Origin of the sequence: Clostridium sp. YIM B02500, assembly GCF_022324665.1 — a bacterium.
In the GTDB taxonomy this organism is placed as follows: Bacteria; Bacillota; Clostridia; order Clostridiales; family Clostridiaceae; genus Clostridium; species Clostridium beijerinckii.
In genome coordinates this window covers 86555-101895 of the sequence record NZ_JAKGTE010000012.1, presented here as the reverse complement: position 1 = coordinate 101895, position 15341 = coordinate 86555, and the positions used below count along the sequence as shown (strand labels likewise).

Genomic DNA, 15341 nt, shown 5'->3' with positions numbered 1-15341 from the left:
TTAAGAAAATAGGGTTGATTTTTTATTTTTATTGAAATATTATTAAATAGGTATAGTATGATGATAGATATAAAATAATAAATGGGAATATATCTCATTAAATATTAGGAGTGAATGTAATGGGAAAATACATTTTTACCATAACAGCATTTTTTCAAATTTTTGTTTTTGCAATAACATGTTACTATTTAGCTTTAGGACTTATAGGGCTTTTCAGAAAGAAAGAAAATAAGAACTATGAACCTAAAAATAAATTTGCATTGTTAATAGCAGCACATAATGAAGAAGTCGTTATTGGTAGTCTCATAGAGAGTATGCTAAAACTAGATTATCCTAAGGAAATGTATGACGTTTTCGTTATTGCAGATAATTGTACAGATGATACAGCTAAGATATCTAAAGGTTACGGGGTAAATGTTTGTGAAAGATTTGCAAAAGATAAAAGAGGAAAAGGTTATGCGTTAGAGTGGATGTTTGCAAAGTTATTTGCAATGGAAAAACAATATGATGCTATTGCTATCTTCGATGCAGATAATCTTGTACATAAAGATTTCTTAAAAGAGATTAATTCAAAGATGCAGGAAGGTTACAAAGTTGTTCAAGGATATATAGACAGTAAGAATCCAGATGATTCATGGATTGCTGCTGCTTATTCAATAGCTTTTTGGACTCAAAATAGAATGTTCCAGTTAGCTAGAGCTAATATAGGATTTTCTAATCAAATTGGTGGAACAGGATTTGCTATTGAAACTAAGACATTGAAGAAATTAGGCTGGGGGGCCACTTGTTTGACAGAGGATTTAGAATTCTCATGTAAGCTTGTACTAAATGGAGAAAAAGTTGGTTGGGCTCATGATGCGATTATATATGATGAAAAACCATTAAAGCTTAAACAATCATGGACTCAAAGAAAAAGATGGATGCAAGGTTTTACAGATGTTGCTTCAAGATATTTCTTTAAGCTTGTTAAGAAGTCAATAATGGAAAGAAAGTTTTATATATTTGACTGCGCACTATACGTATTGCAGCCTTTTGTAACGTTATTACTTGGTATTTCAGCAGTTTTAACTTTAATACAGGCAAATACTACAGGCGTAAATATATTTATTATAAATTATTTGTTTAGTGATGTTGGATTTAAGACATTTGCGGTTATTCAATTTTTGATTACTCCGTTAATATTAACAATTGATAAAAAAATTACAAAACCATTCTTAGTTATGATGGTATTATATTCTAGTAATGTTTTCGTAGTTCCTTATTTAACATCTAATATGGATAATTGGATTATTGCTTGGGTGAGTGGCTTAGCTTATAACTTAGCATTCTTGATATTAACAGGAATATTACTAGGAAAGAAAGAATTAATTTTATTCTTTAGATTCTGGTTATATGCGTTATATACATTAACATGGATACCAATTACAATTCAAGGTATATTAAATAAGAATAATAAAGAGTGGAGTCATACTAAGCATGTTAGAAAGATAGAAATATGTGATGTGTAATACTCTAAACAAAAGTATAAATTAGAAATCAGGATGTCGTAAAATGGTTAAAAAGACCTTTTTGACATCCTATTTTTATTATGATAAGGTATATGTTTTATGAAAATGTCAAATAAATATATATAAGTAGTAAGTATTGTTAGAAATATATATTTTAATATAAATATTAATGATATATAATAATGAAATATTGTTTGTCTCATGCAATTCAGGGAACAGAGATCTTAGAAGATTTAAGAAAATAAGAGATGTCTGCTTAAGTTTTTTTTGACATTAAAGCAGAAAGGCAGTATATTTTATAGAGCGAAATAATTACGAAAAAATAAGAACTGGTGTTCAGATGGAGGAGTTTTATGGAATTAAAAAATACTAATGCTTATGATGTAACAGATTTAACATCACTTGAAAAGCTAGAACCTGTAAGAATAAGACCAGGTATGTATATAGGATCTACAGGTAGTAAGGGGTTACATCACTGTATATGGGAAATAATAGATAACTCCATAGATGAAATAGCTAACGGATATGGTAACAAAGTAACAATAACGTTAAATGAAGATAAAAGTGTAACCGTATTGGATAACGGAAGAGGTATACCTACAGGAATTCATCCAATCAAAAAGAAATCTGGAGTTGAAATGGTATTTACTGAACTTCATACAGGAGGAAAGTTTGATAATAAAAATTATAAAACATCTGGAGGACTTCATGGAGTTGGAGCAGCAGTAGTAAATGCTTTATCAGAATGGTTAGAGGTTGAAGTTTACCAAAACGGGAATATATACAGACAAAGATTTGAATATGCTTTTGATAAAGAATTAAAAAGAGAAATGCCAGGAACATCTGTTGGCAGCTTGAAGGTGATTGGAAAAACAGATAAGGTTGGAACAAAGATCACATTTAAGCCGGATAAAGAAATCTTCTCAACTACTGATTTTAAATTTGATATAATAGATAGCCGATTACAGGAACTGGCATTCCAAAATAAAGGGATAAGATTAGAATTAATAGATAAAAGAAAAGGACAAGAAATCACTAAAGAATATTACTCAGAAAATGGTCTTTTAGATTTTATAAATTATCTAAATGAAAGTAAAACACCAATTCATGAAGAACCTATAATTTTTGACGGCGAAAGAACTGTTGGGGAACTTCAATTATATGGTGAAGTATGTATTCAATTTACAGATTCAACTACTGAATATATTGCAAGTTATGTAAATAACATTCCAACAACAGAAGCTGGGACTCATGAAACTGGATTTAAGACTGGAATGACAAGATCTTTTAAAGAATGGTCTAAAAAGTTAGGATTGGTTAAGGAAAAAGATAAGGAATTTGAAGGCGATGATTTAAGAGAAGGTATGACTGCTATTGTAAGAATTAAAATCACGAATCCTATCTTTGAAGGTCAAACTAAGACTAAACTTGGAAATAATGAAGCATATACTATGATGAATGATTTAGTGTATACTAAATTTTCTGAATGGATAGAAGATAATAAAACTTTGGCAACAAGTATAATTAATAACGCATTAGAGGCAGCTAAAAGAAGAGACAAGATTAAGAAAATAAATGAAGCAGAAAAAAAGAAAATAGGAAAAGGTACAGCACCGCTTGCAGGAAAAGTTGCTGTGTGTACATTGAAAGATAAAACTGTGAATGAATTTATAGTTGTGGAAGGAGATTCGGCAGGAGGATCTGCAAAGCAAGCCAGAGATAGAAGATTTCAAACTATCATGCCTTCAAAAGGTAAGATAATGAATACTGAAAAACAAAAACTTGAAAATGTATTGGCTTCTGAGGAATTAAAAATATTTAACACTGCTGTTGGAACAGGTACTTTGGATAACTACAGAGAAGAAGATTTAAAATATGACAAGATAATAATAATGAGTGATGCTGATGTGGATGGATATCATATTAGGACATTATGGATGACTTATATTTATAGATATATGAGACCGCTTATTGCTAATGGACATTTATATTTAGCGCAGCCCCCATTGTATAAAGTGTATAGGGAAACTAAAGGAAAAACTATAGTTAAATATGCGTATAGTGATGACGAACTTGAAAATACAAAGAAACAGGTTGGAAAAGGTGCACTGATTCAAAGATATAAAGGACTAGGAGAAATGAATCCCGATCAATTATGGGATACAACACTAAATCCAGAAAGTAGAACTCTGCTTCAAGTAACTATAGAAGATGCGGCAAAAGCAGAAAAGATGGTTTCGTTACTTATGGGAGATATTGTTGAACCTAGAAAGAACTATATGTATAAATACGGAGAATTTTAATCAATTTACAGTTCACAAGGTACAATGCACAATCAATGAACATGTTCCTGCGGAACTTAAAATTAAAATTTAGAAATTTCACCATTAATTGTGGATTGTGAACTGTGTATTATGCATCAAAAAAGGAGAAGAGTATGGCAAAAAAGAATGAAAATATTATACCTAAAGATAATAATATAATTGGTATTCCTCTAGAAGAAGCAATGCCAGAGAATTATTTACCATATGCTATAGAAGTTGCTAAAGATAGAGCACTTCCTGATGTTAGAGATGGTCTTAAGCCTGTGCATAGAAGAATTTTATATGGTTCATATATGCTTAAGGCCTTTCCAGATAGACCTTATTATAAATCTGCAAGAATAGTTGGAGATATCTTAGGTAAGTATCACCCTCATGGTGATTCATCTGTATACGAATCTATGGTAATACTAGCTCAAGATTTCTCAACTAGGGCGCCGTTAATTGAAGGTCACGGGAACTGGGGATCTATCGATGGTGATGGGGCTGCAGCTATGAGGTATACAGAGGCTAGATTATCTCCTATTGCAATGGAAATGCTAAGAGATATTGAAAAGGATACGGTAGAAATGGTTCCAAACTATTCTGATAGTGAAATGGAACCTAAAGTATTACCAAGTAGATATCCTAATTTACTTGTAAATGGGGCGTTTGGTATAGCTGTAGGGCTTGCAACCAATATACCTCCACATAATTTGGGAGAGGTAACAGAAGGAGTTCTAGCGTATATTGATAATAATGAAATAACTACTTCTGAGCTCATGAAATATATAAAAGGACCAGATCTACCTACTGGAGGAATCTTAATAGGGGAAAAATCCATTTTATCAGCATATGAAACTGGTGAAGGAAAAGTAGCTTATAGAGCAAAGACTTCAATTGAAAAATTAGAAAATGGAAGAATCGGAATAATTATAACTGAATTCCCATACAGAAGAAATAAGTCTAGGATTCTCCAAACAATATCTGAAATGACTGGAGATAAGAGACATGCAAAAGCATTGGAATCTATAACAGATATTAGAGATGAGTCTGATAGAAGTGGAATAAGAGCTGTAATTGAATTAAAGAAAAATGCAGATGAAGATGTTGCAGATAAAGTGCTAAAGTATCTGTTCAAAAAAACTGATTTACAATGTAACATAAGTTTTAACATGGTAGCCCTTGCAAATGGAAAGCCAGAAACTATGAGTTTAAAGGCTATAATAAGATATTATGTAGAGCACCAGAAAGAAATAATAACTAGAAGAACCCAAAAAGAACTTGATGTGGCAAAAAAGAGGCATCATATTGTTGAAGGATTTATTAAAGCTATAAGTGTTTTAGATGAAGTTATAGCAACCATTAGAAGTTCAAAGTCTAAAAAGGATGCATCGGAAAATTTGATAAGCAAATTTGGGTTTTCTGAGGCTCAAGCACAAGCTATATTGGAACTTATGTTATATAGGTTGACAGGTCTTGAAATAGAAATATTTGAAAAAGAATATGCGCAACTTGAGAAACTTATAAAAAAACTTGAGAAGATTTTATCTAGTGAAAAAGAACTTTTGAAAGTTGTTAAAAGTGAATTAAAAGAAATAAGCGATAAGTACGGAAATGATAGAAGAACTGAAATTATACATGATGATAATGAAAGTAAAATTGATGTTGAAGAATTAATTATTGTAGAAGAAGTTATGGTAACAATATCTAAAGACGGATTTGTAAAGAGAATACCATTAAAAAATTACACTAGATCTAGCTCTAATCCAGAAGATATTGAGTATAGAGAAGGAGATTCTTTAAAATATTTAATAAATTCGAATACTAAGGATACACTTCTTGTATTTACAGATAAAGGTTTTATGTATCAAACAAAAGGTATTAATATTCCTGAAATGAGATGGAAAGAAAAAGGGGATAGATTGGATGAGATTATTAAATCTTTAAATCTTGATAATGAGAAGATAATTGCAGCTATATCCATAGATAATTTCAATCCTAGCAAGGCATTTAGATTTATAACAAAACATGGAGGAATTAAGTTAAGTTCTTTAGATAAATTCCAAACTGCATATGGTAAACTTCAAGCGTTAAAACTTAGAGATGGTGATGAGTTGATTGACGTATCCATGAGAGAATTGGAAGAAGAAGAGAAGTTCTTAAAAGTTAAGAGTAAACTAGGGTTAGAATTTACTCTTGAAATAAAAAATCTAGAGGAAACGGCTAGAAATATTTTACCTACTCAGCTATTTAATTTCTCAGAAGAAGATGAAATTAGTCAAGTAGAAGATACTAATGAAATTGAATATTTTGAATTAAGTGTTGGAGTTACTGATAAGAATAAGTTTAAATTCTATGAGAGGATAAAGGAAGACTCATTAAAAGTTAAAACAAATTCTTTAAAAGAATTGCTTATCTTTAGCAACAGAGGATATGTATATAAAATACCAGTATTTTTAATGAGAAATGTTTTGAATAAAGAAATAAATGTAGAAGCATTTATAGGTAAAATGGAAAAGGGAGAAAAGATAATAAGTCTGATTTCCATTGATTCTTATGATGAAGACTTAGGAGTATACACGTTTACGAAAAAAGGAATGGTTAAGAAAACATTGTTAAAAGAATTTGAAGGTGACTTTCTAAAGCAAGCATGCTATAAGTTTAAGTTTGAAGATGATGAAGTTGTATCTGTAGAAATGAATCAAATAAAGATTGGGCACTTGATTATGATAACTACAAAAGGAATGGCAATAAGATTCCCGGTTGAAAATGTAAATATTATGGGTAAAATAGCTTCGGGAGTAACTGGAATAAGTCTGAGGGATGAAGATCAAGTCATTTTTGGAAAGTATCATAGTAATTACAAGAAAAGTGATGATAATACCGTAATGTTATCTTCGGATGATACAAAAATTACACTTGTTTCTAAAGGCAAGGAGAAATCAGTAATGGATATAAGTGATATTAAATTACAAAATAGAGCTGGAAGAGGAACAAGTATAATGATGGTCTCACTTGATGATGAAATAAAAGATGTACACCTATAAAAAAAGTGCGAAGCACAATTAAGAACCTAGCACCTATAAAAAGGTGCGAAGCACAACCAAGAACATATAACCTATAAAAAAAGTGCGCACTGCTGAAAAGAGTGCGAAGCACAATACGGAACTTATTAAGCACAATTAAGAACATAGCACCTATAAAAAAGTGCGCACTGCTAAGAAGAGTGCGAAGAACAATTCAGAACTTACTAAACATAACAAGTTATGTTGTATATAAAATAAAAATTTCTGATTCTTACTTTTTAGCAAAGTGAATGTCTCACACAAAATATATCATTATGTGTGAATCGTTTATGGCAGGTGGTTGGAAGAAAGTAAAGAAAATTATAGATTGGAAAGTTCCAATTCTGACAATTAAGTTGTGGTAGTTAAACAATAAATGGGGTATAATGTAGGTATAAATTGAAGAGAAGCAGAATGAGGGTGTTCTAAAAAATAGTTTAGGATATCCTCATTGTTTAGATTTAAGGAGGAATTGATATGAAGAAAGTATGCGTTTTATTAGCAGAAGGTTTTGAGGAAATAGAGGCTTTAACTGTATCTGATATAATAAGAAGGGCGGATGTAACTTGTGATTTAGTATCAATTGCAGAAAAGCAAGTTAAGTCAAGTCATGGCGTGGTAGTTCAAGCAGATAAGCTTTTTGATGAAAATATGGAATATGATTTAGTGGTAATACCAGGAGGTATTCCAGGAGCTACTAACTTAAGAGATGATGAGAGAGTAATAAAATTTGTTAAAAAGCAAAACAAAGATGGAAAATTAATTGGAGCGATTTGTGCAGGACCAATAGTTCTTGGAAGAGCGGGAATCACAGAAGGAAGAAATATAACTTCTTATCCTGGATATGAAGATGAATTACCAAATTGTGAATATTTAGAAGATGCTGTAGTCGTTGATAAGAATATAGTAACCAGCAGAGGTCCAGCAACAGCAATGGCGTTTGCATATAAGTTATTAGATATTCTTGGATATGGGAATAAAGTAGAAAGTATTTCATCTGGTATGTTATATAAGATGTTTATAGGGTAAAAGTTATCAAATTTACTGGGAAAGTTTTCACTTTATTTCAGTATAAGAGAAATGAAAAATATAGAAATCTAAAGTATATAACCTCTAGGATCAAAGGTCTTAGGGGTATTGTTGCGGCATGCTGTGAGGGGAGAAGAAATGGCAGAAAGATGGTTTATAAAAAATATAAAAGCTGATTATAAATACATATCTAAAAAATATGCACTTTCAGAATTGGTTAGTAGGCTTATAGTAAACAGGAATATTATAAGCGATGAAATGATAAGAAGTTATATTAACCCGGATTTTGATAAATTTCATGAGGCTAGAGAAATGAAAGATTTAGAAAAATCAGTTGATATACTGCGTGAGAAAATAAAAGCTCAGAATAAGATACGAATTGTTGGAGATTACGATGTTGATGGTGTAATAAGTATTTATATTTTATACTCAGCTTTAAAAAGGTGCAATGCAAATGTAGATTATGAAATTCCAGATAGAATAAAAGATGGATATGGAATTAATATGAATATTATAAAGCAGGCGAAAGAAGATGGGGTTGATACCATACTAACTTGCGATAATGGTATATCCGCTATAGACCAAATAAAATACGCAAAAGAATTAGGAATTACCGTAATAGTTACAGATCATCATGATATACCATTTGTTGAGAAAGAAAATAACGTCAGAGAATTTATAAGTTTAAGTGCTGATGCTGTAGTAAATCCAAAGCAAAGTGAATGCAATTATAAATTTAAACAATTGTGTGGAGCGGGTGTAGCATTTAAGCTTGTAGAAATTCTTTATGAGACTTTTAATATAGATAAAAAAGAATGCTACAAATTCATAGAATTTTTGGCAATAGCGACAGTTTGCGATGTTGTAGATTTAGTTGATGAGAATAGGATATTTGTTAAAAAGGGATTAGAACTTATTAACAGTACAACTAACTTAGGACTACAAGAATTAATAAGAGAATGCGAATTAACAGAAAAAACTTTATCGGTATATCATCTTGGATTTATTATAGGGCCATGCATAAATGCTTCAGGAAGGCTAGATTCGGCTAAAAGAGGATTGAAATTATTGCTCTCAGATGATGAAGAGGAAGCAGTAAGGCTCGCAAAAGAATTAGTTAAATTAAATGAAGATAGAAAAGATATGACCATGAATGGCGTCGATGCTGCTGTTGAAATCATAGAGAAAAGTGGAATGATAAATGATAAAGTGTTTGTTATCTATATTCCTGATATACATGAAAGTTTAGCAGGTATAATAGCAGGAAGAATAAAAGAAAAATATAATGTTCCAACTTTAGTTATAACAAAAGCAGAACATGGTGTGAAGGGTTCAGGAAGATCAATAGAAGAATACAATATGTTTGAAGAACTTATTAAGTGCAAGGATCTGCTTGAAAAGTTTGGCGGGCACCCTATGGCTGCAGGTTTTTCATTAAAAGAAGAAAATATAGATGAATTTAGGCGAAGATTAAATGAAAATACAATTTTAAAAGACGAGGATTTATTGAGAAAAGTTACTATAGACTCGGTTTTGCCGCTTGATGCTATAAACTATGATGTGATAAATGATTTAGAAAGATTAGAGCCTTTTGGTAAATCAAACTCTAAACCATTGTTTGCTGAGAAAAATATTAATTTATTAAGGGCAACAATACTTGGGAAGAATAGGAATGTGCTAAAATTAAAACTCAAGACCAGGATGAATAAAGCTCTGGATGCTATTTATTTTGGTGATATTGAAAAGTTTGAAGAAGAAGTTAGCAGTAAATATGGAAATGAAGAATTGCAAAAACTCTATAATGGAGAATATAATCATGTGAACCTTGATTTAGTATTTTATCCAAATGTTAATGAATATAATGGTAATACTACTATACAAATAGTAATACAAAACTATAGGTAAAAGAATAGAGTTTTCGGTTAAGTATAAAAAGATGTTGTGAATTTAAGATCATATATTTTGAGTTATTATAAGAAAGGATGATAGTTTTTGGCTAAGTATAAAATAATAATGACAGGGGGAGGAACTGCTGGTCACGTTACTCCTAATCTGGCTTTAGTTCCTAAATTAAAGCAAAAGGACTTTGAGATAAAATATATCGGAAGTTTTGACGGCATTGAAAAAGAAATAATAACTAAAAACAATATACCTTTTTTCGGAATTTCGTGCGGGAAATTACGAAGATATTTCGATGTGAAAAATTTTACTGATCCATTCAAAATTTTAAAGGGAATTGCTCAAGCACTAAAAATATTATCAAAAGAAAAACCAGATGTGATTTTTTCAAAGGGTGGTTTTGTAGCTGTTCCAGTTGTAATAGCAGCATCTATTAAAAAAATACCAGTGGTTGCGCATGAATCAGATATGACTCCGGGGCTTGCAAATAAACTTTCGGCACCATTTTGTGATAAACTATGTGTCACATTTAGAGAAAGTCTAAAGTTTATAAAGGATGATAAAGGAGTACTTACAGGAAGCCCAATCAGAGAAGAAATACTTAACGGAGATAAGATTAGAGGAAAAAAGATATGTGAATTTTCTGACAATAAGGAGATTCTCTTTATTATGGGGGGGAGTCTAGGTTCTAAGCTCATAAATGAAGAAATAAGAAAAGATCTAGATAAGCTTTTAAAAGATTTTAATATAATTCATATTTGCGGAAAAGGTAATGTAGATAATAATTTTTTGAATAAAAAAGGGTATAAGCAATTTGAATATGTAACCGAAGAATTGCCTGACCTTATGAAGGCTTGTGACTATATAATTTCAAGAGCAGGCGCTAATTCTATATTTGAATTTTTAGCATTAAAAAAACCAACACTATTAATACCACTTTCAAAAAAGGCAAGTAGAGGAGATCAAATATTAAATGCTAAGTCGTTTGAAAAAGAAGGGTATTCATTAATGCTGCAAGAAGAAGAAATTAAAAATAATGTATTATATGAAAAAGTTCTTGAGCTAAAAAAAAGAAAAGATGAATTAATTAATAATATGGAAAAGAGTCAAGCTAAAAGCGGTGTTGAAGCAATAATAAATGTATTATTAAGAAGTGTTAAGGGAAAAAAATAAATTATTAAATTTGTAATTATTATTTAAATAAAGCACAAATTATACAATCAAATCTTGCAAAAAAAAATATGTGAGATATAATAAAAGAGTAAGTTCATTTTAGTGAAAACATAAGTTAATTATTTAACAAGAAGATGAGGTGCATTACAATGAAAAAAGTTTCAATCATTTATTGGAGTTGTGGAGGAAATATAGAAGCACTTGCGAACACTATGGCAGATGGTGCTAGGGAGCAGGGAGCGGAAGTAAGTGTGAAGCACGTTGCAGATGCCACATTGGAAGATGTTTTAGAAGCTGATTCTATTGCTTTTGGAAGTCCAGCAGTAGATGCCACTAAAATCGAGCAGGAAGAAATGAAACCATTTTTAGATCAATTACAAAACTATAGAGATGTAAACATAAATAAAAATTGTATTTTATTTGCAACTTACGGGTGGATTGAAGATACTTTTATGAAATTATGGAAAGATGAAATGTCATCTTATGGTTTTAATGTAATTGGAGATTTAACAATTAAAGATTCACCAACTAAAACGCAGGCAAACATTATTAAACAATTAGGAAAAAAACTAGTTAATTAATATAAGGTTTGTCATATTGTTTCGTGCGTCTATTGTTAAAAATCTCTTAAGCTAAATATTAATATGTTTATTAGGTGGTCTTTAAGACTAACTTATTAATAAATTTAAATTACTAATTTATGTTTAAAATTAGAAAGAGGGGTCAACGCGATGAGAAAAATGAAAACTATGGACGGTAATACTGCAGCAGCTCATATATCTTATGCATTTACAGAAGTTTCTGCAATATTCCCAATTACACCATCATCACCAATGGCAGAACATGTAGATGAATGGGTAGCACAAGGAAGAAAGAACATATTTGGACAACCTGTAAAAGTTATGGAAATGCAATCAGAAGCTGGAGCAGCTGGTGCAGTTCATGGATCTTTACAAGCTGGAGCTTTAACAACAACTTATACAGCTTCACAAGGTTTATTATTAATGATACCAAACATGTACAAAATTTCTGGTGAAATGTTACCAGGAGTATTCCACGTATCAGCTAGAGCATTAGCTACTTCTGCTTTAAACATATTTGGAGATCACCAAGATGTTATGGCAGCAAGACAAACTGGTTTTGCAATGCTTGCAGAAGGATCAGTTCAAGAAGTTATGGACTTAGCAGCAGTAGCACATTTAACTGCTATTAAGACAAGAATTCCATTCTTAAACTTCTTTGATGGATTCAGAACTTCTCATGAAGTACAAAAAATTGAAGTTTTAGAATATGATGAATTAGCAAGTTTACTTGATTGGGATTCAGTTAAAGCTTTCAGAGAAAGAGCATTAAACCCAAATCATCCTGTAACTAGAGGAACTGCTCAAAATGCAGATATCTATTTCCAAGAAAGAGAATCTGTTAATAAATTCTATAATGAATTACCAGAAACAGTTGAAAATTACATGGCTGAAATCACTAAGTTAACTGGTAGAGAATATCATTGTTTTGATTACTATGGAGCACCAGATGCTGATAGAGTAATTATAGCTATGGGTTCTGCTACAGATGTTTGTGAAGAAACTATAGATTACTTAAATGCTAATGGACAAAAAGTTGGTGTTATTAAAGTAAGATTATTCAGACCATTCTCAAATGAAAGATTATTAGCTGCTATTCCAAAGACAGTTAAGAAAATTGCTGTTTTAGATAGAACTAAGGAACCAGGATCAACTGGAGAACCATTATACTTAGATGTAAGAAATGCATTCTATGGACAAGCTGATGCACCACTTATTGTTGGTGGAAGATTTGGTTTAGGTTCAAAAGATCCAAATCCAGGACATATTGCTGCAGTTTATGCTAACTTAGCACAAGATGCACCAAAGAATGGATTCACAATCGGAATCGTTGATGACGTTACAAATACTTCATTAGAAGTAACTGAAGATATAGATGCAACTCCAGAAGGAACTACATCTTGTAAGTTCTGGGGATTAGGATCAGATGGTACTGTTGGAGCAAACAAGAGTGCAATCAAGATCATTGGAGACAATACAGACATGTATGCTCAAGCATATTTCTTCTATGATTCAAAGAAATCAGGAGGAATTACTGTATCTCACTTAAGATTTGGTAAGAAAGCAATTAAGTCACCATACTTAATAAACAAAGCAGACTTTGTTTCATGTTCTAACCAATCATACATCCATAAATACAATGTACTTGAAGGATTAAAACCAGGTTCTACATTCTTATTAAATACTATCTGGACTCCAGAAGATTTAGAAGAAAAATTACCTGCTTCATATAAGAGATTTTTAGCAAACAACAACATTAAGTTCTATACTATCAATGCTGTAGGTATTGCTCAAGAAATCGGTCTTGGTGGAAGAATCAACATGATAATGCAATCAGCTTTCTTCAAGTTAGCTAACATTATTCCAGTTGAAGATGCTATTAAACACTTAAAAGATTCAGTTGTAACTTCTTATGGTAAGAAGGGTGAAAAAGTTGTTAACATGAACAACGCTGCTATCGATAAAGGTGTTGAATCAATTGTTGCAATAGACATTCCAGAAGCTTGGAAGACAGTTGCAGATGAAGCTCCAGTAGAAATTAAACATGCTACTAAGTTCGTTAAAGATATAGTTATTCCAATGAACAGACAAGAAGGAGATCAACTTCCAGTTTCAGCATTTGCAGGTATGGAAGATGGTACTTTTGAAAATGGTACTGCAGCTTTCGAAAAGAGAGGAATTGCAGTAAATGTTCCTGAATGGGATAAAGATAAATGTATTCAATGTAACCAATGTTCAATGGTATGTCCACATGCTTCTATAAGACCATTCTTATTAACTGATGCAGAAAAGAATGCTGCACCAAGTGCAAATAAGGCTGTAGCTGCTAAAGGATTAAAGACAGAAGAACCATTATTCTATACAATGGGTGTAACACCACTTGACTGTTCAGGTTGTGGAAACTGTGCTCAAGTATGTCCAGCACCAGGAAAAGCATTAGTTATGAAACCACAAGAATCTCAACATGATCAAATAGAAGCTTGGGATTACTTAACTCATGATATATCAGCTAAGAAGAACCCAATGAACAAGAAGACAGTTAAAGGTAGCCAATTTGAGCAACCATTACTTGAGTTCTCAGGAGCTTGTGCAGGTTGTGGAGAAACTCCATATGTTAAAGCTATAACTCAATTAGTTGGTGATAGAATGATGGTTGCTAATGCAACTGGATGTACATCAATATGGGGAGGATCAGCTCCTTCAACTCCATACACTAAGAATAAAAATGGACATGGTCCAGCTTGGGCTAACTCATTATTCGAAGATAATGCTGAATATGGATTAGGTATGTTCTTAGGAGTTAAGGCTATAAGAGAAAGAATTGCAGAAAAAGCTGAAGCTGCTATAGCTGCAAATGATCCAGCAAAAGCTGAATTACAAGAATGGTTAGATAACGTAAATGAAGGTGAAGGAACTAGAGAAAGAGCTGATAAATTAACAGCTGCTTTAGAAGCATCTAACACTGAATTAGCTAAAGAAATATTAGCTGAAAAAGACTACTTCGTTAAGAGATCACAATGGATCTTCGGAGGAGACGGATGGGCTTACGATATCGGATACGGTGGAGTTGACCATGTATTAGCTTCAGGAGAAGATGTAAATATATTAGTAGTAGATACAGAAGTTTACTCAAACACTGGTGGTCAATCATCTAAAGCTACTCCAACTGCTGCAATCGCTAAGTTTGCTGCAAGTGGTAAGAAGACTAAGAAGAAAGATCTTGGAATGATGGCTATGAGTTATGGTTATGTATATGTAGCTCAAATTAACATGGGTGCTGATAAGAACCAAGTTATGAAAGCTATTGCAGAAGCAGAAGCTTATAAAGGACCATCATTAATAATAGCTTATGCACCATGTATAAATCATGGATTAAGAATTGGTATGGGTAACAGCCAAGAAGAAGCTAAGAGAGCTACTGCATGTGGTTACTGGCAAATGTACAGATTCAACCCAGAATTAAAAGATGCTGGAAAGAATCCATTTACATTAGATTCAAAAGAACCAACTGCAGACTTCAAGGAATTCTTAATGGGAGAAGTTAGATACTCTTCATTAGCTAAGGCATTCCCAGAACAAGCTGATGCTTTATTTGAAAAGACTAAGAAAGATGCTATGGAAAGATTAGAAGGATACAAGAAATTAGCTAATCAACAATAGTAAAGTAATTAAAATATTGAAATAACTAAATTTGCGCGAAAAGAGGAGTCACTTCTTTGTAGAAATTATTCTATAGGAAGTGGCTTCTTTTTTACATACATTCGAAAAGGAAGATCCGTAAAA

At 31.7% G+C, this 15341-nt stretch carries 8 protein-coding genes; all 8 read left to right on the top strand.

Features of this window, described 5'->3' with window-relative positions; genetic code table 11:
• The first annotated feature begins 119 nt into the window (after window positions 1–119).
• The 8 genes from L1S46_RS12185 to nifJ all read left to right on the top strand — a co-directional run bounded on the left by L1S46_RS12185 (window position 120) and on the right by nifJ (window position 15218).
• Window positions 120–1508, top strand: coding sequence for a glycosyltransferase family 2 protein (locus L1S46_RS12185; protein WP_238900110.1), 1389 nt, complete (start codon window positions 120–122; stop codon window positions 1506–1508).
• 353 nt (window positions 1509–1861) lie between these two features.
• Window positions 1862–3811 (top strand): DNA topoisomerase IV subunit B, encoded by a 1950-nt coding sequence (locus L1S46_RS12180; RefSeq protein WP_012060481.1) that lies wholly within the window; start codon window positions 1862–1864, stop codon window positions 3809–3811.
• A gap of 134 nt (window positions 3812–3945) precedes the next feature.
• Complete coding sequence (locus L1S46_RS12175; RefSeq protein WP_238900109.1) at window positions 3946–6858, top strand: DNA topoisomerase IV subunit A; 2913 nt, start codon at window positions 3946–3948, stop codon at window positions 6856–6858.
• A gap of 495 nt (window positions 6859–7353) precedes the next feature.
• Window positions 7354–7905 (top strand): DJ-1 family glyoxalase III, encoded by a 552-nt coding sequence (locus L1S46_RS12170; protein ID WP_077309218.1) that lies wholly within the window; start codon window positions 7354–7356, stop codon window positions 7903–7905.
• A gap of 138 nt (window positions 7906–8043) precedes the next feature.
• Window positions 8044–9810, top strand: a complete 1767-nt coding sequence (gene recJ, locus L1S46_RS12165) for a single-stranded-DNA-specific exonuclease RecJ (protein WP_238900108.1) — start codon at window positions 8044–8046, stop codon at window positions 9808–9810.
• 87 nt (window positions 9811–9897) lie between these two features.
• The gene (locus L1S46_RS12160; protein ID WP_238900107.1) at window positions 9898–10977 is read left to right on the top strand and encodes an undecaprenyldiphospho-muramoylpentapeptide beta-N-acetylglucosaminyltransferase; all 1080 of its coding nucleotides are present in this window, start codon (window positions 9898–9900) and stop codon (window positions 10975–10977) included.
• Window positions 10978–11126: 149 nt separating this feature from the next.
• A complete protein-coding gene (locus tag L1S46_RS12155; RefSeq protein WP_017211285.1) occupies window positions 11127–11558 on the top strand; it encodes a flavodoxin domain-containing protein in 432 nt (143 codons plus the stop codon).
• Between the two features lie 150 nt (window positions 11559–11708).
• Window positions 11709–15218: a pyruvate:ferredoxin (flavodoxin) oxidoreductase gene (gene nifJ / locus L1S46_RS12150; protein WP_041899795.1), complete on the top strand. Its 3510-nt coding sequence runs from the start codon at window positions 11709–11711 to the stop codon at window positions 15216–15218.
• The last annotated feature ends 123 nt before the right edge of the window (window positions 15219–15341 follow it).

Bases quoted from the DNA above. Each gene is read 5' to 3' on its own strand.
- L1S46_RS12185 (WP_238900110.1), top strand. From the start codon at position 120: ATGGGAAAATACATTTTTACCATAACAGCATTTTTTCAAATTTTTGTT.
- L1S46_RS12180 (WP_012060481.1), top strand. From the start codon at position 1,862: ATGGAATTAAAAAATACTAATGCTTATGATGTAACAGATTTAACATCA.
- L1S46_RS12175 (WP_238900109.1), top strand. From the start codon at position 3,946: ATGGCAAAAAAGAATGAAAATATTATACCTAAAGATAATAATATAATT.
- L1S46_RS12170 (WP_077309218.1), top strand. From the start codon at position 7,354: ATGAAGAAAGTATGCGTTTTATTAGCAGAAGGTTTTGAGGAAATAGAG.
- recJ (WP_238900108.1), top strand. From the start codon at position 8,044: ATGGCAGAAAGATGGTTTATAAAAAATATAAAAGCTGATTATAAATAC.
- L1S46_RS12155 (WP_017211285.1), top strand. From the start codon at position 11,127: ATGAAAAAAGTTTCAATCATTTATTGGAGTTGTGGAGGAAATATAGAA.
- nifJ (WP_041899795.1), top strand. From the start codon at position 11,709: ATGAGAAAAATGAAAACTATGGACGGTAATACTGCAGCAGCTCATATA.